The organism is Flavobacterium sp. N1719 (genome assembly GCF_025947045.1).
GTDB classification, from domain to species: Bacteria; Bacteroidota; Bacteroidia; order Flavobacteriales; family Flavobacteriaceae; genus Flavobacterium; species Flavobacterium stagni.
On the sequence record NZ_CP109993.1, the window covers coordinates 387399 to 412177 of the forward strand.

At 32.0% G+C, this 24779-nt stretch carries 18 protein-coding genes; 7 read left to right on the forward strand and 11 right to left on the reverse strand.

All coding sequences use genetic code 11. The annotated features are described in order from the left end of the window. Nucleotides 1-167: 167 nt before the first annotated feature. The 7 genes from OLM45_RS01470 to OLM45_RS01500 all read left to right on the forward strand — a co-directional run bounded on the left by OLM45_RS01470 (nucleotide 168) and on the right by OLM45_RS01500 (nucleotide 10849). On the forward strand, nucleotides 168-2957 hold the full coding sequence (locus tag OLM45_RS01470) for a TonB-dependent receptor (RefSeq protein WP_264511364.1): 2790 nt from the start codon (nucleotides 168-170) through the stop codon (nucleotides 2955-2957). Nucleotides 2958-3088: 131 nt separating this feature from the next. Next, nucleotides 3089-4273: a hypothetical protein gene (locus OLM45_RS01475; RefSeq protein ID WP_264511366.1), complete on the forward strand. Its 1185-nt coding sequence runs from the start codon at nucleotides 3089-3091 to the stop codon at nucleotides 4271-4273. A 109-nt stretch (nucleotides 4274-4382) separates the two neighbouring features. Continuing rightward, a complete protein-coding gene (locus OLM45_RS01480) occupies nucleotides 4383-4715 on the forward strand; it encodes a T9SS type A sorting domain-containing protein (protein WP_264511368.1) in 333 nt (110 codons plus the stop codon). A gap of 93 nt (nucleotides 4716-4808) precedes the next feature. After that, nucleotides 4809-6527, forward strand: coding sequence for a T9SS type A sorting domain-containing protein (locus OLM45_RS01485; RefSeq protein WP_264511370.1), 1719 nt, complete (start codon nucleotides 4809-4811; stop codon nucleotides 6525-6527). Between the two features lie 70 nt (nucleotides 6528-6597). Beyond that, nucleotides 6598-7575: an acyl transferase gene (locus OLM45_RS01490; RefSeq protein ID WP_264511372.1), complete on the forward strand. Its 978-nt coding sequence runs from the start codon at nucleotides 6598-6600 to the stop codon at nucleotides 7573-7575. A gap of 157 nt (nucleotides 7576-7732) precedes the next feature. After that, nucleotides 7733-8473, forward strand: coding sequence for a polysaccharide biosynthesis/export family protein (locus tag OLM45_RS01495; RefSeq protein ID WP_264511373.1), 741 nt, complete (start codon nucleotides 7733-7735; stop codon nucleotides 8471-8473). Continuing rightward, nucleotides 8474-10849 (forward strand): polysaccharide biosynthesis tyrosine autokinase, encoded by a 2376-nt coding sequence (locus OLM45_RS01500; protein ID WP_264511375.1) that lies wholly within the window; start codon nucleotides 8474-8476, stop codon nucleotides 10847-10849. On the opposite strand, the gene OLM45_RS01505 is transcribed toward OLM45_RS01500, so the two are convergent. From OLM45_RS01505 to OLM45_RS01555, 11 genes are all read right to left on the reverse strand, one after another. Next, a complete protein-coding gene (locus OLM45_RS01505) occupies nucleotides 10850-13573 on the reverse strand; it encodes a leucine-rich repeat domain-containing protein (RefSeq protein ID WP_264511377.1) in 2724 nt (907 codons plus the stop codon). Continuing rightward, nucleotides 13570-14667, reverse strand: a complete 1098-nt coding sequence (locus OLM45_RS01510; protein WP_264511379.1) for a hypothetical protein — start codon at nucleotides 14665-14667, stop codon at nucleotides 13570-13572. The genes OLM45_RS01505 and OLM45_RS01510 overlap by 4 nt, the downstream gene beginning before the upstream one ends. Before the next feature lie 44 nt (nucleotides 14668-14711). After that, nucleotides 14712-15731 (reverse strand): acyltransferase family protein, encoded by a 1020-nt coding sequence (locus OLM45_RS01515; protein WP_264511381.1) that lies wholly within the window; start codon nucleotides 15729-15731, stop codon nucleotides 14712-14714. After that, complete coding sequence (locus OLM45_RS01520; RefSeq protein WP_264511383.1) at nucleotides 15718-16710, reverse strand: glycosyltransferase family 4 protein; 993 nt, start codon at nucleotides 16708-16710, stop codon at nucleotides 15718-15720. The genes OLM45_RS01515 and OLM45_RS01520 overlap by 14 nt, the downstream gene beginning before the upstream one ends. Nucleotides 16711-16802: 92 nt before the next feature. Then, nucleotides 16803-17990 (reverse strand): glycosyltransferase family 4 protein, encoded by a 1188-nt coding sequence (locus tag OLM45_RS01525; protein ID WP_264511385.1) that lies wholly within the window; start codon nucleotides 17988-17990, stop codon nucleotides 16803-16805. 2 nt (nucleotides 17991-17992) lie between these two features. After that, a complete protein-coding gene (locus OLM45_RS01530) occupies nucleotides 17993-19102 on the reverse strand; it encodes an acyltransferase family protein (protein WP_264511387.1) in 1110 nt (369 codons plus the stop codon). A gap of 3 nt (nucleotides 19103-19105) precedes the next feature. Beyond that, nucleotides 19106-19792: a class I SAM-dependent methyltransferase gene (locus tag OLM45_RS01535; protein WP_264511388.1), complete on the reverse strand. Its 687-nt coding sequence runs from the start codon at nucleotides 19790-19792 to the stop codon at nucleotides 19106-19108. 64 nt (nucleotides 19793-19856) lie between these two features. Further along, a complete protein-coding gene (locus OLM45_RS01540; protein WP_264511390.1) occupies nucleotides 19857-20984 on the reverse strand; it encodes a glycosyltransferase family 4 protein in 1128 nt (375 codons plus the stop codon). Continuing rightward, nucleotides 20975-22033, reverse strand: a complete 1059-nt coding sequence (locus OLM45_RS01545; RefSeq protein WP_264511392.1) for a glycosyltransferase — start codon at nucleotides 22031-22033, stop codon at nucleotides 20975-20977. Before OLM45_RS01545 ends, OLM45_RS01540 begins: the two co-directional genes overlap by 10 nt. After that, on the reverse strand, nucleotides 22030-23478 hold the full coding sequence (locus OLM45_RS01550) for an MOP flippase family protein (RefSeq protein ID WP_264511394.1): 1449 nt from the start codon (nucleotides 23476-23478) through the stop codon (nucleotides 22030-22032). The genes OLM45_RS01545 and OLM45_RS01550 overlap by 4 nt, the downstream gene beginning before the upstream one ends. Next, nucleotides 23475-24722: a hypothetical protein gene (locus tag OLM45_RS01555; protein ID WP_264511396.1), complete on the reverse strand. Its 1248-nt coding sequence runs from the start codon at nucleotides 24720-24722 to the stop codon at nucleotides 23475-23477. Before OLM45_RS01555 ends, OLM45_RS01550 begins: the two co-directional genes overlap by 4 nt. Between the last annotated feature and the right edge of the window lie 57 nt (nucleotides 24723-24779).

Below are 24779 nucleotides of genomic sequence, written 5' to 3' on the forward strand. Positions count from 1 at the left end.
ATATAACACTATTACAAAGTCCAAGTTACCCTAAGATTTGAGTTAACAATAATTTAATCACTTAACATTATGTTCATATTTATAAAACATTTAAATAACTTGTTGTTAACTTGTTGTTTAAACTCTAAAGCGTTCTTTGCACAAAATTTTAAGAAAACGTAAATACAATGAAAATTAAATTTTTCTTCCTTACTTTTTTTATGTGTCTGGTAATGACCGCACAAAAAGGAACAATCAGCGGTACTGTCACCGATAAAGACATGAATAATGCACCTTTACAATTTGCTAATGTAGGTTTGAAAGGCGCTGGAGTGGGTGTTACTACCGATGAAAAAGGAAAATACAGTATAAAAGCTGAGGCTGGCAATTACACCTTGGTTTTTAGTTTTGTAGGCTATGAAACGATTGAAGTACCAATCCATGTAAAAGCGGGCGAAACGGTAACAATTGATAAAGCACTAGGATCTGGAAGTTTCAAATTGGAAGATGTTGTCATTCAAAAATCGGTGAATCGCGAGAAAGAAACGGTTTTGTTATTAGAACAAAAGAAAGCTGTTGAAATCAAACAAAGTATTGGTGCCCAAGAAATGTCTCGTAAAGGGGTGAGCGATGTGGAAGAAGGTTTGACAAAAATCACAGGGATTTCCAAAGTAGGTTCGCGCGGATTGTTTGTTCGTGGATTGGAAGACCGCTACAACAATTTATTGATCAACAACTTGGCGGTACCGTCAAACAATCCTTTTAAAAAGATTATTCCGTTGGATTTAATTCCGACTGACGTGGTGAGTTTGATTGAAACGTACAAAACATTCAATCCTGATATTTATGGGGATTTTGCGGGAGCTACTTTTAATGTAGTAACGACGACAAAACCAATAAAAAGCATTACCAAATTGAGTTTGGGAACGGGTTTTACCACCAACAACAACTTACGCGATTTTAATTTACCCACTTCAGCGGGATCCACCAAAGGGTTTTTTGGCTTTTCAGGAAGTGATCGCGATTTACCATCCGTATTTGGTTCAACACCCAACCCTCCGATTACGGTGAGTCGTAATGACGCTATCAATGCGTTCAAAAACGGATTTGGCATGGAGAAATCGAAAAGTCCGTTGAATACTAGTGTAGGTATTTTACATGCTGAAAAATTTGACGTTGGAAAAAATAAATTGAGTTATTTGTTTTCGATCAATTTTGACAACAGTTATCAATTCCGTCAAGGAGTTGACCGCACATTACAAGCGGGAAGTTTGATCCAATATTCGAACAATTTCCGCAGAACAACGTACGATTACAAAACGAATTTATCTTCAATTGTTGGGATTAACTTCAGCACAGAACGCTTCACAGTTTCTACTTCACTATTGTATTTAAAATCAACCGACAGTCAGATTCAAGATCAATTGGGGGTACAAAGTGCCTTTGCCAATAATCCAAATTATTTGATTCGCACCAATCAATTTGAACAATCTGATTTTTATAATGGACAAATTTTTGGGGATTATAAAATCACAAAAAACAAAAATCATGTATTGAAATACGGAGGGTCTTTGGCACAAACAAAATTCAGTCAACCCGACCGCAACAGTTATACAGGAACGTATGTAAACGACCAAGAAGTGATTGTAAGCTATGGCGGAAATAACTTCTTACGTCAATATTTAGATATTAAGAGCAACTTATTTTCATCGGCCTTTTTAGAATACCAATGGAAATTTGGATCGGATAATAAGTTAACTGTTGGGTATAACGGTAACCACAATTTTACAAAATCATCGTACCGTTTTATTAATACCATCAAAAACTTCAACTCGGCATCGACCTTTACGGTAAACCCTTATGAAATTGACAATGTAATCCGTCAAGATTTATTGGATTATGAGATTTCATTCCAAGAGCAAAGTAATGCCAACTGGAAATCGAAATTAGAAGAAACCATTAATGCAGGTTATGCTAATATTTATTTCAAAATCAATGAAAACTTAGGGATTAATACTGGATTGCGTTTGGAAAAATACAACCGTATTACCAAATACAAGGAAATCGGAAGTTGGGATCAAAATTATCTAAAAATCAAAACCGACGACTTGTATGTATTGCCTTCTGTGAATGCAAAATACAGTTTGAATGAAAAGACCAACTTGCGTTTGGCGATTTCTCAAACCTACACCAAACCGGTCATTATGGAGTCGTTCCCAATTTCAATCGTAAATCCAGACGGAACGGTATTTCAAGGAAATCCTTATTTGAAAAACAGCACCAATACAAATGTTGATTTTAAATATGAGTTTTTCCCAACCGGAAAAGAAATGTTAGCGGTGGGTGCCTTTGGTAAAAACATCAAAGATCCTATTGAGCGCACGTTTGTAGCGAATCCTGGAACTACCATCATGTCCTTTTTAAATTCTGAAAAAGCTGTATTATATGGTATTGAGGCGGAATTTATCTTAGACTTATCGCGTTTCTCTGAGAGCTTAAAAGATTTTACTTGGGGATTCAATACTTCGGTAATGAATACGAAGGTAACAGTTCCTTCTACGAATATCAGCCCGACAGGAAATGTGAGTCAGAGTATTGAAACGCACAGAGAGCGTGAATTACAAGGTGCTTCAAAATGGTTAATCAACTCTGATGTGAAATACGATTTTAAATTCACAAAAGATTGGACAAATACTGTGACATTAGTATACTCCGTTTTTGGAAAACGTATTTATAGTTTAGGAACGGCGGGAATTGATCATGTATATGAATTGCCAGTGAGTAAATTGGATTTTGTTTGGACAAGCAAAGTAAACAAACACATTGATGTTAAATTTTCTGCAGACAATCTTTTGAATCCGTATTACCGTTTGGAATTGGGAGACAACAACAAAGACACGTTTACAGAGGCTTCGCACCGTATTCAAGATTATAAAAAAGGAGTAGGCTTCTCGCTTAACTTAAGTTATACCTTCTAATAATACAAGGCTAACACCATTAACATTGAATTAACTATTGATTTAAAATTCAATAAAAATAACTTAGCCTTGAATTAACACAAAAAATTCAACTAAAAAATAACTTTGCAAAAAATTAATACATATAAAAAATGAAAAAATTTCTTTTTAGTCTTGCCCTTTTAGCAACTGTATTTACGGGTTGTTCTAGTGATAATGAAGACGAAAATACAGTAACTCCACAAGTAGGTGAAATTACTGGAAACATTACAACAAGCAAAACCTATGCTTACGGAAATTATACTTTAAAAGGAATTGTAAAAGTTCAAAATGGAGCTACACTTACTTTTGAAGCGGGAAGCACGATTACTTGTGATAAAAACAATGGTGATAATGCACTTGTGATTGAAAACGGAAGTAAATTGGTAATTAACGGAACTGAATCTGCTCCAGTTGTATTTACTGAAGTTTCAAAAGTTCCTGGGTCTTGGGGTGGTATCATCATGTATGGTGATGCTCCTGTAAAAGTATTGGGTGGTGGTTCAACGGCTACTTCAGAAGATGGATTATCGTATACTTACGGAGGTACAAATGCTACACACAGTAGTGGATCATTACGTTATACTCGTGTTGAATATGCTGGTAAAAAATTAGCGGATGGTACAAAAGAGTTGAACGGATTTTCATTCTATGCAGTGGGTTCTGGAACGATTTTAGACCACTTAGTGTCCTACAAAGGTGCGGATGATGGATTCGAATTTTATGGTGGAACAGCAAGTTTAACCAATGCTATTTCGTATGGCAATTATGACGATTCATTCGACTGGCAAGATGGATGGCAAGGTCAAAACAACACTAACTGGTTAGCGTATCAAGTAACGAAAGGGAACTTCGGAATTGAAATTGAATCTTCTTCAAACAACAATACATTTTACCCAAAATTCACCAACATTACGTTAAAACGTGCAGCAGGTTGTGTACCTGAAGTTGCTGGAGCCATTGAAATTGATGCCATCCAATTCAAAAAAGAAGGTAATGGTGACTTTAGTAATGTGGTAATCGATGGTTATGGAACTTACACTGAAGGGACTACAACCTATCAAGGTGCTGCTATAAAAATTCAAGATATCACAACGAACACTAATCAAGTGAATGGAAGTAAAATCAAATTGACAAACTTCAAAATAACAAATACTTCGGTGGATGTTGCCACAGGAGCCAATACCTTTACAGTCGCGTTTCCTTCAGGTCAATTCACTACTAGTACTTCAGCTACGGGAGCTACTTTGTCGCCTGGCGCATGGGCTACTGTAGATGGAACCAATTTGATTCAATAAGAATTTTTCTCAAAATATGTTAAAATCCCTTCTTTTGGAGGGATTTTTTCTTTTTGTGGCATTGTATTTGAAATAATTCCAGTATATTTGTTTTAATCATTGTATACTCATGACCAAAAATTACTTGTATAGTGTTTTATTTTTCTTAGTTCTTGGTACAGCTAGTGTAGCTGCACAAGAAGCTAAGCCGAACTTGAAGGAGAGCAACTCCATCGAGGGTCTGAGCTTTTACCCCAATCCAGTAACTGGTGGTAAATTGTATATCACTACTCGTAACAATGACGACAAAAACATCACCATATATGATGTTTTAGGTAAAAAAGTTTTTCAAACCGTTCTATCTTCTCGAGAATTAAACTTATCGACACTTCAGCCGGGGGTTTATTTCATTAAAATTGAAGAAGGTGATGCTTCAGCCACTAGAAAACTTATTGTCAGATAGTTAAAAACCTCTTATTTACCTTTTTTTAACTTACGCTTTTTTTAATTCTAAAAATAGTGCTTATCTTTGTATGCTTAATTTAATATTTCAACTATGAAAAAATTTTACTTCATGCTTTTAATGCTGACCGGAGTAAATGTTTTAGCTCAAACTATTTACAGCGAAAACATGGGAACTCCTTCAGCGACTACTGCAATTGCTTCTAATGTTTTTCAAAATTCATCGCCAATTCTTTACACAGGAACAGCTGATGTAAGAGCTACTACAGCTTCTTCTGGATATACAGGAGCTTCAGGAAGTGGAAACGTATTTTTTACAAACACTGCAGGAAAAGACTTTTTAATTGAAGGAATCAATACTTCTGCATACAACACCTCTACATTACAATTGAGCTTTGGGCATTATAAAAGTGCAACAGCAGCTAGTAATGAATTAACTGTTGAAGTAAGTACTGACGGAACTACTTTTGCTCCTCTTACTTATACGCGCCCTACTGGAACAGGAACAACAAACTGGACTTTAATTACAATTACTTCAGGAATTCCAAGCGCAACGAATTTACGTATTCGTTTTACGCAAACTTCCACAACATCACAATTCCGCTTGGATGATGTGCGTGTTTTTAGTTTTGACCCAACATGTACCGTAGTTCCTGGAACAGTAACAACTACTTGTGACGCTACAACTTTTGGCTTAGATACTTATTCTGCAACTATCGCTTACACAGGCGGCGGCGGAGGTGCTTATACAGTTACTTCTACAGCGGGAACTGTGGGTGGTGATAACCCTGGCACTGTTGCTGACGGTACAATCACTGTTTCTGGTATTACAGAAGGTGTTGGTGCAACTGTAACAATGACACGCGGTAACTGTTCTTATACAGTAACTATTAATGCTCCTGATTGTAAACCTGTTAACACATTACCATTATATGACGGATTTGCTTATAATACAGGTGCATCAGTAGGTGCTACTCAATATTGGGCAAATGCAAACTCTGGCGATGATGTATTAGTAACTACTGACAACTTATCGTATACAGGTTTAACTTCATCTGGTAATGCGGCTGGTTTGAACGGTCAGGGTAAAGAAATCCACAAAACTTTTACAGCTACCACTGCTACTGAAGGCGCATTGTACGCTTCTTTCTTAATGAAAGTAACTGATTTCGCTTTAACAACTGATCCAGCTGAAACGTACATCGCTGTTTTAACTGACGGTGTAGCTAGCAACTTTAAAGGTCGTTTATTCTACAAAAAAACAGGCACTACTTACCAGTTAGGTTTAACTTCTGGAACCTCAACTACAAACTATACAACTGCTACATACAATTTAAATGATGTTGTATTCGTAGTTATGGGATACGATTTTGCTAACAATGCTTTAAAAGTATGGATTAACCCAACAGTTGCCGGTTTTGATGGAACACAAACTCCAACATTAACAGATACTCCTGCAACAGCAATTGCAACGTTAGGTGGTTTCTTATTCCGTCAAGATTCAGACAATACAACTCCTGTTGTTACTGTTGACGAATTAAGAATTTCAACTACCCCTAACTTATTAGCGGTTAACAATAACACTATTGCAGGTTTAGCGGTTTATCCAAACCCTGTTAAAAATGGTGTTTTCTACATCAATACTGACGCTAATGCAACTAAATCAGTTCGTGTTTATGATATGATTGGTAAAGAAGTTATCAATACTACAACTACTGATGCAGTTAACGTAAGCGGATTAAACAAAGGTTTGTATTTAGTACAAATCACTGAAAATGGAAATACAGCTGTGAAAAAATTAATCATCGAATAATTATCACAGTTCACATAAACACCAGCCCCGGCAATTTGTCGGGGCTTTTTTTATTCTGTACTTTTGCCCAATGAATCCTCACGATATATTTACTATAGCTAATCCCAAGCAATTTGAAAAAATGGCACTTAAAGTTTTTCGTCATCAACACGAAAACAATGCCGTCTATCGTGAATTTTGTGATTTATTAAACGTAGAAAAAACAGTAGTAAAATCACTTGAAGCCATTCCCTTTTTACCTATTCAATTTTTTAAAAGTCGGAAAGTGGTTTCAAACAACGATCCTGCACAAACTACTTTCACCTCTAGCGGTACCACTGGCACAATTACAAGTCAACACCATGTGACCGACCTAAGTTTGTACACCCAAAGTTTTCGTGCTGCTTTTTCCAATTTTTATGGCCATATTGAAGATTATGCCGTATTAGCACTACTTCCCTCCTATTTGGAAAGGGAAGGTTCGTCACTCATTTATATGGTGGAAGACTTAATTGAAGGTTCGCAAAACGAACAAAGTGGGTTTTATTTGAACAATTACGACGAACTCATCACCACATTAAAAACACTAGATGCATCGGGTCAAAATATACTTTTAATAGGAGTGACATATGCCCTGTTGGACCTCATCGAAAAAGAAACCTTCCAACTCAAAAACACCATTATCATGGAAACCGGCGGCATGAAAGGTCGCCGTAAAGAAATGATTCGCGAAGAACTTCATCAGGTGTTGTGCCAAGGATTTGGTGTGCCAACGATTCATTCCGAATACGGGATGACCGAATTACTTTCTCAAGCCTATTCATTTGGTGATGGACTATTTGAATGTCCCAATTGGATGCACATTCTCATCCGTGATCCTGAGGATGCCTTATCGTATGTAGCCAATGGAAAAAATGGTGGCATCAATGTGATTGATTTGGCCAATTACAATTCGTGCTCTTTTATTGCCACCCAAGACTTAGGCAAAAAATATTCAAATAATTCCTTTGAAGTTTTGGGCCGATTTGACCATTCTGATATTCGAGGATGTAATCTGATGGTTATTTAACCTATATTATCTTAATGTTAAATAACTATCAAGTAGATAGAATCGAAATAAGTGTATACATGTAAATACTTAGTTTTGTAATCAGATATACTCTACTTCTGTTTTTATTTAAAAATTAACTACTTTAGTAGGTGAAACCATTTTATTAAAATAATAAATGAGAACATACCTCCATTTTATTCTATTACTTTTAATCTTTTCCTCTTGTACTTCTAAAAAAGATATTATTTATTTTAACAATATTAATACTCAAAGTTCAGATCAAACTAAACTTGAAATAACTAAAATTTCTAAAAATGATATTTTAAGTGTGGTTATTTCTTCGACTTCCTCTGAATTAGTTAAACTATACAATCAAGACGGCGCTTCATCACCTTCAGGATATCTAGTTAATTCTGATGGCATGATTACTTTGCCAATTTTAGGGAAAATAAATGTTGTAGGTTTAAGTTGTAGCGAATTAGAACAATTAGTTTCCAACCTACTTATTAGTGGAGGTCATATTTACAACCCAATAGTGAATGTACGAGTGACTAACTCAAAATTTACTGTTCTTGGTGAGGTAAATAAACCAGGAACTTATAATTTTTTAGAAGAGAATATATCCTTACTTCAAGCATTAGGTTATGCAGGAGATTTAACAATAAACGGTATAAGAAAAGAGGTTTATTTAATTCGTGAAGAAAATAACGTTTTAAAATACAATAAACTTGACCTAACTTCTAAAGACTGGTTCACAAGCCCTTATTATTATATTAAACCCAACGATGTAGTTTATGTACTTCCCAATGACCCTAAAGTGAAAACTGGAGGCTATGTGAAAAGCTTGGGCAATTTATTAACAATAACATCTGTAGGCATATCAACAATTTTAGCAATCATACTACTAGCAAAATAAATGGAAGGCAATACTATTCAATTTAATTTAAAAGAGGAATTAGTCAAATATTTCATTTTTTGGAAATGGATACTACTTTCATTAATCCTTTCGATACTAGTTGCTTTTATTTATTTGCGCTATGTAAGTGATATATATGCCACTCAAGCAAAAATTCAAATTTTAGATCAAAGCAATAACACGTTTAAATTACCTACAAACGCGTTCACAATCTTTGGTGAAAATGACAAACAATTAGAAAATGAAATCGAATTATTTAAATCAACTCGAATTTTCAACAAAGTAATCGATAGTCTTGATTTACAAACTGAAATTTTTGCCAAAGGTAAGATTAAATCTATTGAAGTTTGGGACACCGCTCCTTTTAAGGTAATCTGGGGAATGAGTCATGATGAATTAGAAGCAAATAATTTATCATTTGAAGTTACTTTGTTAGAAAATGGATATCAAATCAATGCATCTAACACTATCCATCCCTATAATAAAACTAATCTAACATTAAGCATTCCGTTCAATATCATTTTAAAAAATGATCAACCTATCAAGGTTAGCAACTATTTTGTTTACTTAAAAAACAAGAAAAAGGTTATTCAAGAACTTTCCAACAACTTAACAATAACAAAACAAGGTGCGCAAAGTAATATTTTAAAAATAAATCTGAAAGGCGGTAACACCTCAAAAATTAACACCATATTGAATACTTTAATTGGCATATTCGATGAAGATGGGGTTAAAGATCGACAAATGATTTACAAAAAAACAATACAATTTGTTGATGATCGTTTTCGTTTTCTATTTACAGAACTTGATTCAATTGAAAATGAAAAAGCTTCTTTTAAAAAATCCAAGGGACTTTCATTTTTAGAAGCTGACGCTGGAGTATTAATGGAAAAAAATTACTCTTCAAAAAACGAAGTAGAAAAAATTGACACCCAAATTGTATTATCTGATTTAATGCTAAATGCTATTAATAATAGTAAAGAGCATGAATTAATACCTGTGAATATTGGCATAACTAATGAAGACATCAACAATTTAAGCAGCAAATTGAATGAAGTGATTTTAAACCGAAATAAATTCATCAGTGATGGAGGAGGTAAAACTAATCCCATGATAGTTTCATTAAGTCAACAATCTACTTTAATTAAAAACAATTTAAAATCAACAATTTTTACCTATAAAAACACCCTTAATTACCAAAAACAACAACTCGTAAAAATTAATGGATTAAGTTACAAAGATTACAATCGAATCCCTGACAATGAAAAATCGTTGCGATCCATCGAGCGTCAACAAAACATAAAAGAATCTCTATATATATTATTACTTCAAAAAAGAGAGGAGGCCGCAGTAAATCTCGCTATTACAAATCCAACCATTAAATTAATAGAATTACCAAATACTAGTAGTAATCCTATAGCACCAGATCGGTCGTTAATTTATATTTTAGCATTTATAACTGGACTTTTAATTCCTATTCTCATAATTTATTTTTATTACATTTCAAACGATAAAATACAAACAAAATCAGAATTAGAGTCTAGAATTTCTTTACCCATATTGGGGGAAATACCATTTGTTGAGTCGACTGAAAGCAAACTAATTAAACAATTTGATCGTTCAGTACTTTCAGAATCTTTTCGCATTTTAAGAACTAATATTTCTTTTCTTTTATCCAACAACAAAAAGCAAAAAAGTAAAGTTATTTATGTTACATCCTCTGTTAAAGGTGAAGGAAAAACATTTACTTCGGTCAATTTGGCAATCTCAATGAATGCTACAAAAAAAAGAGTAATTCTTGTAGGCGCAGACCTGCGAAATCCTCAATTACATACTATATTAAATTTTGACAGAAAAAATAATAAAGGAATTTCTAATTATATTTTTGACGAAGAAATGCACGTTGATGAAATTATTATTTCAGGTTCTGACGAACAACTAAAAAATAATTTCGATGTTATTTTCTCAGGAACCATCCCTCCAAATCCAGCTGAATTGTTATCAAGTAATCGATTTTTAGAATTAATAGAAATTCTCAAAGAAAAATATGATTATATAATAGTTGACACTGCTCCCACACTTTTAGTTACTGACACAACGTTAATATCTGGGCTAGCTGATGCTATAATCTTTGTTACTAGAGCTAATTTCACAGAAAAGAAACTTCTAAAACATATCGAGGATTTTCAAAAAATTAACCCTACTATTAGTTTTGGTATACTTTTAAATAATGTTGGACAAAACAAAATCTATTCCTCTAGCTATAGCTATTCCTACAATTATGGTTATGGCTATGGTTATGAAAAAAACTATAGTAAAAAATTACCCTTTAAATTTAAATTTTTCCGTTGGCTTCGAAGTAAAAAAATGAATTAGTTAATTTTTATAAAATCGCTTTACTGTTTTATTTTTTCCATCAGAAAACAAAATAAAATATAGCCCTGTTTCAAAACTAGTGGTCTGAATCTTAGTTTCCATACTTTTTTTGCGGATCAATCTTCCTTGAATATCATAAATTTCATAAAACGTTGGTTCAAATCCATCAACTTTATATTCTATAAAATCATAACAAGGATTTGGATAAATCGTTACTTGTACTTGTTGAAAATTTATGTTTTTAAGATCTTGTATCGTTGTGGTCACTTGTGAAGTTAAAGCTATTGTTGAAGGTGAATTGAATATATTGCTAACGAGATTGATTTGATCACCTACTTGTAAACTCGAATTGGCTTTAATTTTAAATACATACACAAAACTTTGATTTGGCTCTAAATGTAAAGTCGGAAATAATAAATCTACACTTGAAATATTCATTCGGCTAATAACATCATTGTTGTTTGAAAAAACGGGCCAAAATGTGGCGATATCATACCCATAATTAGGAATTTGCAATTGGATATTTAATTGTTGAATTGTTTGATTACTTGTATTAGAAAAAGTAACAGAATAATATTGATATTTTGTTAATGCTGAAGAACTCATTTGATTCCCATTTAATGCTATTAAATCATCAGTTGAGAGATTTAAATTTGGCATTTGATAAATAAAAATATTATCATCGGGTTGATCATCCAAGGCCAGATTATTTGTAATATTTGCTGAAAAAACTGTGTTTGTTGGCACCCCAATAATTTGAAATGTTACTAAAATAACACGCGTCTCACCCGGTAATATGTTTATAAAATTCCAATTTATTGTCCCATTTCCAAAACTCAGAGGAGTACTACTTGAACTACTATAAACAAAAGAATTTGACTCAAAATTCAACTGTAATGTTCCATTAGCACTCAAATTCCCATTATTCTTAAAAACTATACTTAGCGAAAGTAAATTGGACCCCGTAAGATTACTGTTTTGAAACACAACCACCTCTAAATCATTACTTGACGCTTGATGACCAACACAAAATGTATTGGAAAAAGGGGCATCCGCTGGAAAATCAACAATGGCTTCGGACGGAGATATCGAAAAATTATTTAATGGTAATACTTCCGGTGTGATATAATAATAATTAGGTGAAAAATAATGGGTAAATAATCCCGATTTACTTGAAAAATAAACAGTCTCCTGATTTGAATCGGCTACTTTAAGCCTTAAAAAAGGATAATAAATATCATTCGTATCACAAAGACCATTCGTATTGGAATCAATTTGACTATCTAATGTCAGTAAATTATAATTTGATGGTGAACTACAGAAATCATTGACAATACAATTTTGCTGATTATATAGTGTAATTAAATATTGAATAAAACTCAATTCTGAATAGTCACAGCAGAGATAAACTAAACTTGGATTATTAGAAAAATTAACCAAATTCTCGGAAACTCCATTTTTGATATTTAATTGTGTTAAAAGGTTTTGTTGTATTTCAACATTGACTAAAGAAATATTTGATGAACAGTCTAATATTGTTATTTCATTATTATTAGCAATCAAAGATTGAAGAAAAACATTTCCTTGAACATTGAGCGCATTTATGTTATTGGAACTACAATTTAACTGAACCAAATTGACTAGTTGAGTTATGTCGAGTATTTGTAAAGTATTAAAACTACAATTCAAATACCGAATTTGATAGGAATTCTCAAAGGTTAATTGCTGCAATGCATTATGTTGAATATCTAAATTAAGTAAGCTAGATACGTTTAAAAGATGTAATGAACTAATGGCATTATAACTGGTGTCTAAATATAATAATGTTGTATAATCTGAAATATCAATAGCTGTCAATTGATTGAATGAACAATCAATACTTTGTATACTTGTCAAACCAATAAACCCAAGTGATGTTAATGTATTATGATGCAAACTCAATGTGGTTAAGTGAATCAAATTCTGCAAAACCAACTGAGAAATAGCATTATAAGAACAGTCTAATTCCTGAAGTTGATTTAAATTAATAAGTACAAGTGAAGTAATGGAATTATGTGCAACATTTAAATTAATTAATTGACCACTAGAATTAATATCAATATTGGTCAATAAATTATAAGAACAATCAAAATACTTCAATACAACTAAATCTGTTATGTCAATTTGGGAAAGGGAATTATTACTACAGTTAAGATTTTCTAATTGTATCGCATTTCCTAAAAAATTTAATGAACTCAATAAATTATGGTCACAATATAATTGCTCTAAGCTTATTGCAGAACTTAAATCCAGTTGATTTAATGCATTATTGGAACAATCCAAAACTTGAAGCTGTGTTGTATTTGCGATATTTAAATTTGACAATAAATTATAAGAACAATTTAGATCTATTAAATTAGGTATTAAACTTACGTTCAGACTTTGCAAATTGTTGTGATTACAATTTAACCCTGTCAAATTCGAAAAATAATTTATTTCACCTAAATCAGAAATGCCTGAATCTTCTACATTAAGATAACTTACGGCTAATGCTTCATTTACTTCGATTTGATTGTTTGAATTGCTATCTATTGCAAAGTAATCGCCATTTAAATTTTGTGCGATGAAATTTCCTGGATTTGACTGCAATAATCGTTGTTTAAAAACAGTATCTGTAAAATTTATTGTTTGTCCAAACAACTGAAATCCAAAAAAGAAGAATAATGAACCTAAAATTGTTTTCATAGTGAGGTTATTTTTTTTACATTTTGATTCGCAAAATAATAATGCCATAACAATACAAATATCATTGCCGGCAAGAACATGTTACGCATACGTAACATAATTCCTAAATTTCCTAAAGACTGAGACAAAACAGTAGCCCCTGATAAAAAAAATAAAACCGAATATTTGATTGTTAAAGGTGCCTGTTTGATGCTTTTTATATAGTTAAATTTGAAGCCAACTGTAAATAAAATCAGCAAAAATATGTTCTCAATTGCGGCTAATAAGGTTGGAATACTCGAGATGTCAAATGGTAATGGTCGAAACAAAAAGGTAAATACTTTTAATAAAAATGGATAATTACTTATATCAATAGCAGTTGAATTGTTAGCGCTACCCAATTTTGATGCTTTTGTACTCGCATAATTATTGAAACTATCGATGGATGCTTCTTCTAATTTTACAAATTCCATGACTTTCGGAAAAATCATTAGGAAAAGCGTAATCATTATTCCTGTCAATATTACCTTTTGATACGTTTTTGTTTTATTAGATAGATAAATTGCCCCTGAAACAGCTATGATTATGAATAAACTAATATGAGGTCTAACCAAATAAGCTAAAAATATCCCAGTAATAAACAAATACCATTTTGATTTAAATGAGATGATAGCTCGTGCTATTAATCCTAGTGCTAAAAATAATAGAGTATCCTTACCTACAGCACAACTCCAAAAATGAAGGTTAGGAAGAAAAAAAAGTAACGGAAATAAATGTAGCGAATTAAACTTTGGATTTTGTGGTATCAATTGAATACTTGTGATGTAGAAATGACTTAATCCAACGAATCCTAAAAAAGTATAGAGCATGGTTCCGGTAAAATAACTTAATCCAAGAATTCCTGCCGGAATGTAGTTGATTGCATATATAAATAAAGTTCCTTTTTGCTCTGTCAAACAATAATAGAAAGTACTTTCATCCAATAAAGCTGCTTGACTCCAATAACCAATAGAATCACCAAAAACGAAGAAATAATAATAAATACCAAAGAGTAAATGAAAAAAATATAAGTAAAGTAGATTTTGGAAGTTAACTTTACTTAACTTTTGTTTCAAACGAAAGAGGTAAAATACACTTAACAATACAATTAAGATTAACACTATGAAATCCATATTCGCTTGAAGAAATTTGTTAATTTTTTTTCAAAAATTTGGTAATAAAACCCACTAAATAAAAGTACGAAGAATAGAATTAAAGTCAGCAAGAAAATCAAGGATAATTCCGAATGAAACTTAGGGAAAAAACGTACAATGATTACCTGTAAAGGGTTATGAATTAAATAAATAGAATACGAAATTGTTCCAACATATATTATAGATTTAACAGGCTGTAATTGCTTTACTAAACTCCATTGGATGAGTAATCCACAAAAAAGCATAAAAACAAAATTGGACAAAAAAGGAACTTCATAATACCCATTTGCAACTATATAAAAGAAAACAACTAAGCAAAGACAGAGTATACTTCCCATTTGTTTGATTGAAAACATTCGATTTGTCAAAAATAAATGCGCTACCCAACACCCAAAAATAAACTCTAAATTATAAGGTGATACCAAAACTTGAATCATTGAATGGGATGAAAAATCAAAAAAAAGATAATGGCATACAATCAAACTAACCCAACAGATAATGAGTGTATTCCAATATTTTGGCAGTAAAATCCGTAAAGAAAAAATAAGATAAAATAACATTTCGTGACTTAATGTCCAAGCTACTGTTAATGCTGGTTTTCCAAGTGGTATTAAGGTTAGAGATGTAATTAGATCTATGTTTTTTGAAGCATTGGAAATCGTTGGGAAAATATAATATAATAATAATAAAAATATACTTATGGGTACAAAAGGTGTGTAAATCCGAATACAACGTAATTTCAAAAAACGCTTCAACCCTTGAAAATTGTTTGATGTAGTTTCCGAATATGAATAGGTGATGATAAAACCTGAAAGAACAAAAAAGAAATCGACTCCGTATTTTCCAATATGGCAAATAAATTTCAAAAAAGGAGTGGTATAGTTATGGTAATATTCTATAGATACTAATGCGTGGTGAAACACAACAAAAAGTGCTGCAATTCCACGAAAAACTTCAAGTATGAAAAAACGGTTAGGTGCTGCCATTTTGATTCATCTTAAATAATTCACTAAGAACTCTAAAATTATTTTCTACAGTAAATTTTTCAATTATTTGATAGCGCCCTTTTTGCCCAAATTTTTTCTGTAACTCCTTATTTTCAATTAAAGTTTCCAAATATAACTCCCAATCACTTAACTGTGTTGCTAAAAAGCCATTCTCTCCATGCTTGACAATCTCAGAATTTACCCCGACAGGAGAGGCTACTACTGGCAAACCCAAGGCCATGTATTGAATAATCTTATACGCACATTTTCCATTTTCCCAAGGTGTTTCATGAAGCGGCATTATACCAATATCTACCTGATTTAACATGTTTACCTCCTCTTTTTCAGACCACTTTTTAAAAATCACAGAATGAATATCCAACGGTTTATCATCCCAGTCTGCACCGATAACATGCCATTCCAATTCATACTTTTGGTTTAATACTCGAATAACATTTTCAAGAGTTTTAAAATACTTAAATGTTGAAGGACTTCCAATCCATCCAATACTAATTTTTCGATTGGTTTTATTCGCTTTTGGGGATTGTATGGTGTAACGACTTAAATCAATAACCGTGGGTAAAATAACTACTGATTTTGCTCCTGAACGCACTGCATATGATTTGAGGTATTGATTACCTACCGTAACTACAGCGCTGTTTCGCATTACATGTGCAATTTTTTTTCCAAGTAATTTTTGAACATATTTATTTGGATGCATGTCATAGTTGTGAAAAATGGCATCATCATAATCAACAATGTAAGAGACTTTTAGTAAGGATAAAATTTGTTCAAATAAAGGGGGTAAATAAGGAAAAAGTTCTTTTTCAATTATCACTTGATCGTATTCAAAAACACGAAATAATTGAAAAAATCGTCGAAAGTACAAATACAATACTTTAAGAACTGAAATGGATTTATTTTGATATAATTTTAATAGATATTCATCATCAAATAACGAAAAATACGATACTTCCATTTGATTCATTTGATAATACGATTCAAATTGAAAGCTTCGAAGTCTACTGCTAGCTCCAAGACGCGAATATTTAGTAAAATAGACAATCCTCATTACAATTTATCAAACGCTTTTATATATTGATTGGCACTACGTTCCAAAGAAAAGTTCTTTACAGCAAAAGCCCTTATTTTTTTATGATCAACATCTTGAACTTGCAAAATAAATTCAAAAACTAAATGCATCGATTTTCTTGAAAAATGGTTGAAAATAAAACACCCAGGAGCATCCTTTAGCAAATCTTCAGTATCACCAATTCCTTTAGAAGTAATAACCGGTAAACCCATCAACAAATATTCCGCTAATTTAATTGGAAAAACACCCCGCATACTATATCTGGGAATTCGCAATGAAAAAGCTATATCTGCAGCAGATAAATACATTGGAACCTCATTGAACAGTATTTTCTTTACGATAAATAATTCTTTTTTTGATATCGGTATAAATCGTTCTGCATACGCAATGTTTGTTGTTAAAATTAAAAACTTACAATTGATATTTTGTTCTTGATAGCGCGTAAAAATTTCAATCATTTCCTCCAAACAATATTGAGGTCCTAGTGAACCACAATACACAAATACGGTTTCTTTGGGACCAATATTTAACCGCTCTCTTATGTTTTTACGCGATAGTTTATTCGGTTTAAAAAAATCAACATCTCTTCCATTGATTACTCTTGAAAATTTTTCAAAAGATTTCCCTCCAATGGATTCCGTATGGATATGAATCGATTTTTTTGACCGAGTAATTACCAAATCTGCATTGGCTAAAATAATATCCTCTTGCTTTTTTAAATACCGGTATTGAAAACTATTCATTTGTAATTGTCCAAAGTCAATTCGTTCCTCTAAAGGCAATCCGTCTGCATCGAAAACTAATTTAAATCCATTCATTCGAAGCTTATTGACTAATAAAGCAGGCATAATACTTCGTGGCATTACTATATCGATGGAATGCGCGACTATATATTTCTCAATAAACTTTCTACCTTTGAATAAAGAATATATACTCCCAATACTATTAGTTGGTTTTTTTATCACTTTTAAATGATGGTATTTTATTCCCATGGAAACAGCAGTAGATTCTATCTTACTGATTTTATAAGGTTCACTCCAAGAAAATTGTATGACATGGAAACGATAATCGCTATTTTTTTGAATGACATCAAAAATAGGAAGAAAAAGTCCCTCCATATAATTGGTTTCAGCACCGTCCCAACTGATAAATAGTATTTGTTTCATTTTTAATTAAACTGAGCAGATTTACTGGCATTACTTTGAATTACTGCATAGCGATTTTTTAATTTTAAAAATCTCTTTTCAAAAAATTGATAGGAACAATAAGCCACTAAAATCAAAAAAGATATTGAAATGAAATATATCACTCCATATTTAACTACAGTATTTTCAATCCCCAAACGATTTATAAATTGAGCTGTAAGATAAATTACAAGGGGGTTATAAACATATAGTCCAAAAGATATTTTTCCTAGAAAATCAAAAATCTTCTGTTCCAAATTTAGAATGGGCTTGTCTTTTTTTATTTGATTAAAAATTATAACTAAAGTCACCACAGAAATTATTTCATGATCAATGATTGATGCAATATGAAATTGATTAAAAGAAACTATAATTAAAAATAACCAACTTATTACCTCTGAAATTGGATGTAGAAAATAGGAAATAATCTTTGTGTAATTAAATTTTAACAAATATGCTCCCAATGCACCAATAACCAAACATCCCAATCGAGTATAATGAAAAAAAGTAGTCAAGCCCTCTGGGGCATGCATTACTTTTAATGTCAATTTTAAAAGAATGAAAAAAATGGGAAATAAAAGGGTAAAAAATAAAATACGTTTTACTTTACGAACAAGTATTGGCCAAAACAAATAAAACTGTTCCTCAACACCCAATGACCAATAATGTCCTATCATATAGGTTAAATCATGATTCCCAGGGTGGATATTGAGACTATTTTTAAAAGAATTTCTAAAATTGGGAATCATAAACAGGAAAAACAAAATACTCCAATTTATTTCCGCATCCCCAACGTATAAAATTACAATTAGTAGATAAAAAAAATACAGTGGCCAAATCCGTAATACCCGTCGCCAATAGAATTTTCGTAAGGCAATTGTTCCTGTTTGCTCTTTTTCTTCAAGAAGTAAATAGGTAATTAAAAATCCACTAAGTGTAAAAAAAAGAGTCACTCCAAAATTTGCCAAATCCAATAAGGGCAATTTTGGCAACTGAAAATAGTCTAAGCGATTATTGATATGACTCACCACTACAGCTAAAGCCGCAATGGCACGGATACCATTTAATCCCTTAAAATACAATGATTTACCCATCAATTAAATTATGAAATTATAGTGTGTTCCTTTAATCAATACCGCAAAAGTTTCATCAATATGTAATGGTTTCACATGGGCATTTGTAGCTAATCGATCCAATAACTTCAATTCGCCTGGACGGTTTGCATTATCAACAAAAATGGAATAGTTTGAAGCTAAATTTTCATTGAGTAATATTGCGTTACATATTCTACTGTTTTTTTTATGGGGTTCCCAAGCTGCAGGACCATCAATTAAAACACAATCAAATTTATTCCCTTGTGAAAAATGGGTTTTGACTAGGCTGGCAGAATACCCAAAAGCATTATCTATTTCTTCAGATTTTTCTGTTGGCGCATGGATAAAAGTTACCAAATCCTCTAGCCCTTCATCTTCAATTATTTTTTTTATTATTGAAATCCACCCTAAATCTTCTTCGACAGTTGTAATTTTTGTTTTAAGTTGATTTTTTTTAATTAAACGGGCCACAATTATCGTTGAAATTCCCGACCCAAACTCAAGGTATTCTTGACGGTTGTTTACCACCAAATCATTACACACACAAGCCAGAGAACGAAACTTTAAACTTGAAGTCGTAAAGGGTAAAAAAGTACCTTGATGAAATAAAGAATGTAATAGAAATGAAGGAATATCCTCATTTCTGAAAGGGAAAAATTTTCTAAAAATTTTTGAAATGAATGATTTCATTTTTCTTTCAAAATTAAAATGAAATTGGAGTAATGCATTACCTATTACAAATGATAATAATTTGTTAACCCAAATTTTTCATTAAACTTAGGTACAACTCTTCAACTGACTGACAATATGAATGCTCCGAATACTTTGTAGAAGCTTTTACATACCCCGTTTCGCCCATCAGTTTTCGTTGAAACTTGTCAAAATAGAGTGTTTCAATCTTGTTTGAAATAGATTCTAAATTATAATCGTAAATAATTAACCCATGTACTTCGTGTTCAACAATATAGGGTATTCCACCAACATTCGTGGCAACAATTGGTAATTTATGCAACATAGCTTCTGCAAGCACTAAACCAAAGGATTCGGTTGTCGACAGTAAAATAAACAAATCCATAATTTCATAAAAGGGCTGTACATTGTTTTGATAATCAGTAAAAACAATGGCATCTTCTACTTGCAACTCTTTTGCTAATTGTTTATAATACGGTAATTGACGTCCGCCACCTACTAAAAGGAACTTCATTGGTAAACCTTTGCTTAATAACATTGCTGTTAATCGAATACCATCCGAAAATCGTTTTACATGATTGTCGTGTAATCGACCTACACTTCCGATAACAAATTCATGATCTTTGATATGTAAATCCAATCTAAGTTTTTCTTTTTCCTCTTTTGTTAAAAAAGTTGGAGTTGACACTCCATTGTTAATTAACACCGTTTTTTTATTTGACAACCGTAAAGTTTTTTGAAGATAATCTAGGGTTGCAGGCGATACAGCAATAACTTTTTTTGACAGTGTTGCATAAAATCGCATCAATAAATTTGCTTTCCAACTTCTATGAATAGGTGCAGAGGTTTCTTCAATAAGTATTAAAGGTACACGACATAGAAAACCATTAATCGCCGCTAATGTTACTCCTTCAAAAACAGCACCGTGAACAATATGAGGCTTGAATTTTTTGATGAAATTTTGCACTTTTATGTGGCACTTTACATCCAAGGGGGAACTCATCTTCCCCACCGCTACCACTTCAATCCCAAGTGTCTCAAATGCTTTGATAAAATCTCCATAAGCATTGGTACAAAGTATTTTTTGCTCAAATCGAGAAGAATCCAAATTTTTACAAAGTAATAATTTCCTGCGTTCTACTCCGCCTGATCCAATAGTCTCTACTATATGTAAAACCCGTATCAATTCCATTGAGTATAGAGATTTTCTAATTTCAAAATATATTCAGATTCTGAAAAATTGTAGCGCACTTTTAGGCGTCCAGCCTCACCTATTTGTTTTCTTTCTTCCACACTCAAGTCAAAGTATGCATCTATATTGTTGACAAGTTCTTTCTCATCATGTGGATTAAAAAGCCAGCCATTAATCCCATCATCAATAAATTCTGGAACACCCCCTACATTTGTACATAAACAGGGAATTCCTTGTTGCATTGCCTCTAAAACGGCTATTCCGAACCCCTCTGATAATGAAGGCAAAACAAATAAATCACTTTTTCCTAAATAGATTTCTGGATTAGGAACAAAACCGGAAATTATTACACGATTCTGAACATGTAAATCCTTTATCAGTTGTTCTAAATTACCCCGCTCTCTTCCATCACCAACTAAAATTAAATTCAAATCCTTGTGTTTTGATAGTGCGAGAGCCTGAATTAGTATTTTTTGATTTTTGACCTTTTCCAATCGACCGACACAAACTATCGAACTTCCAATTAAAGAAGGATTCTGAAAAGGCTTGGGTGCAACTGGATTATAAAGGACATACCCTTTTGAATCTTTAATTTCTTTAATTTGAATTAAATAATCCTTAACTGCTTGGGAAACACAAATTACTTTATAGGTCAGTAAATAAACGAAACGCATTAGAATTTGTACTTTTTGCGAATGATTTGGGATTCCAATTTCTTCAGCAACAATTATTTTAACTCCAGCAAGTTTTGCCGCTAAAACACCGTAAAAATTTGCTTCTACTGCAGCAGTATGAACTAAATCCGGTTTTACTTTCTTCAACCATTTGTACAATTTCCACAATGTTTTGATATGAATTAGCCTATAATTTAAATCCAATAATTCTACAGAAAATCCTCTTTTTTGTAATTCATTTGAAGTATAGCCACCATGGCCTAAGGCCGCAAAAATATACTCATGATGCAATTTTGATTTATCGTTTGTGAAAGACAAGTATTTACGCTCTTGCCCCCCAAAATCGAGTAATGTAGTCAAACGAACAATCTTCATTTTTTTAGTTTTTTGAATGTCTTTTTACCCTTATCAATTATTTGGATTACAAGTTTTCTTTCAAAAGCATAAAGAGATATTAAATACACACTGGTTCCTATCAAAATTTTGAAAGTGAAGGCAATAATTACCGTAAAATTAATAAAATACCCAATTAATGAAATCACCGCAACCATTAAAATAAGTGCTGCCAATATGCCTTTTAATCTATAAAAAACATTTATTAATGACAAATTAAGCAATCGTATAGCTGTGGTATAAACAGGATAAAACAACAAAATATTGGCTATTAAATAACTCCAAGCCACTCCTTTTATTCCGTAGTTAACTCCAATTACAAAAGCAATTATCAAAGTAATATTTACAAGAATGGAAATTTTAAATGCTGTTTTGGTTTGACCCAATGAGTAATAAATTACACCATTCAATGTGACAATGGATTGCAAAGCACCAACAATGCAAAGTAGCGATAATATAGGTATCATTGCGCGCCACTTTTCACCCAGAAATATAATTACAAATTCTGAAGACACCAAAGACAAGCCAATTAAGAGAGGAAAGGTAACTAAAGAGATATATTGAATTAGTTGTAAATAATGTTTCGCTAATTTTTCTTTGTCTTCTTGTCGTTGAGCAAATGCAGGGAAAAAAACTTTTGAAATAACAGTTGATAAATTTTTTACAGGCAAAAGCATTAATGAATAAGCCCTAGTATAAAGTCCGAGTTGAAGAGTGCCTAAACATTTTCCTATAATAAAATTATCAAAATTTCGTGACCAGTAATTTAGTGCATTATCTCCAAAAGCGTGGATTCCATAGCTCCAAATCGTTTTGATGGCTTCTTTATTCAATTGAAAACTGGGTTTCCATTTTGTAGTTAGCCATATAACCAGTACGTTAGAACATCCCATTGTTAAATACATTCCAACAACGGACCAAACGCCATAACCATTATAAGCCATATATAATGCTGCCCCATATCCTGTAAAAAGTGAAATCCAATTGATAATTGCTTTTCTCTTAAAATTTAATTCTTTTACCATCAAACTAAATTGGACAACACAAAATGCATTCAAGAGTAGTGTTAAACTACAAACCCGGATGACATTTTCTAAAATTGGTTGTTTAAAAAATAATGCAAGACTTGGAGCGGATAAATAAAACAGAAAATACAATAGCAAAGCAGCAATACTATTTATCCAAAAAACAGAAGAAAAATGAATCGTATTAAGCTGTTGATTGTGTATGATAGCAGAACCAAAACCCATATCTACAAATAACTGAGCAAAATTGGTAAACATTAGTACTATCCCTATAATTCCAAAGGTCTCAGGGCCTAACAATCGTGCAATATATAACCCAAAAAATAAATTGGCTATTTGAACAACTACTTGGTCTGAAAAAGTCCAAATCAAACTTTTTGTTACTTTTTGCTTGAGACTCATAGTTCTTGAAAGGTATTGTGCCAATTTTCGATTAAAATAGCATTGTTGAAATATGTAATAATATTTCTTTGATTATTTGACACTTTATGATCTCTATCGGATTCTAAACAGCTTTTTTCAATTGTATAAGGTATATCACGAATTGCTTCTACTTCAAAATAGTCAAGATGCGCTTTTTTAAAAGTTTTGTAATTTAACCAAGTACCTGTAATAACCGTTGTATTTGCATAGAGCATTTCTAACATACTACCACTCAAAGCATCTGAAATGGGAACATGAATAAAAATATCTGTGGCTAATCGTGAAAGCGCTAATTCTTTTTTATTGTAAAAAATTTCATTAATATAGAATGTGGTTTGTGTACTTTTTAAAAGTGTTTCTAGTGCATTTTTAAATGCTGTTATTTCTTCAGGAGGACAGCCATAATTTAAATTAATAATCAAGTGATAATCATTGATTGTTTTTAAATCTAATAACGATTGAATGACTTCAATCTGCTGATTAGACGCATTCCCATTGTGCCCTATCAAAATGTTTTTTTTAGTCAAATGAAAACCAAAATCTTTTTTAAATTTTTCAATTTCAGCATTATCGTTCCTGTATAAATCAATATTATCATACGAAAGACGATCTAATGGAAAGAGACATAACTTTATTTTTTTTTCTAAATTTCTACCGAATTTGGACAATATTATCTCTTTCATCTCAGGTGTTTGACAAGTAATTGCATTAGCCCTTGACAAAACTTTTTGAATGATAAAATGATTAAAATTGTCCGATGTTCGCAACAAATCAGACCCCCAAAAAGAACAAACTATTTTTTTTGTAGAAGGCAATAAAAATACACTTCGCACATAACTGTATTGCATAAAATGAAAATGTGCAATATCATACGTTTTGAAGGCGTCATTTGCATAAAGAAAAGATTGCTCTTTAAAAAAAGAGTATAAAAAATGAAAAGCCTTTTTCCCTTTTCCGTCTACAAAGAGGATATAATGAAAAAAGATGTAGGTGTACTTGTTTAATAATATAGAAACAACTGCTTTTAAAAAATGGGGAATTCTGGGTTTACGAATTATGTTTTGATTATCATACATCCAAGATTCATCTTTTTTTTCGGTATTTAATTCACTAAAAAAAGGGGCGGATATACTGTAATCTTGATGATGAATTTTCAAAACTGAATATAGATAAGACAAGAAATTATTTTGTCCTAGGCCTAAAACTACAATTCTCCTATTCATTTGTTTTTGTTTGTATAAAAATAACCAAAATTATAGTGCTAAGGATGATTTAAAGAA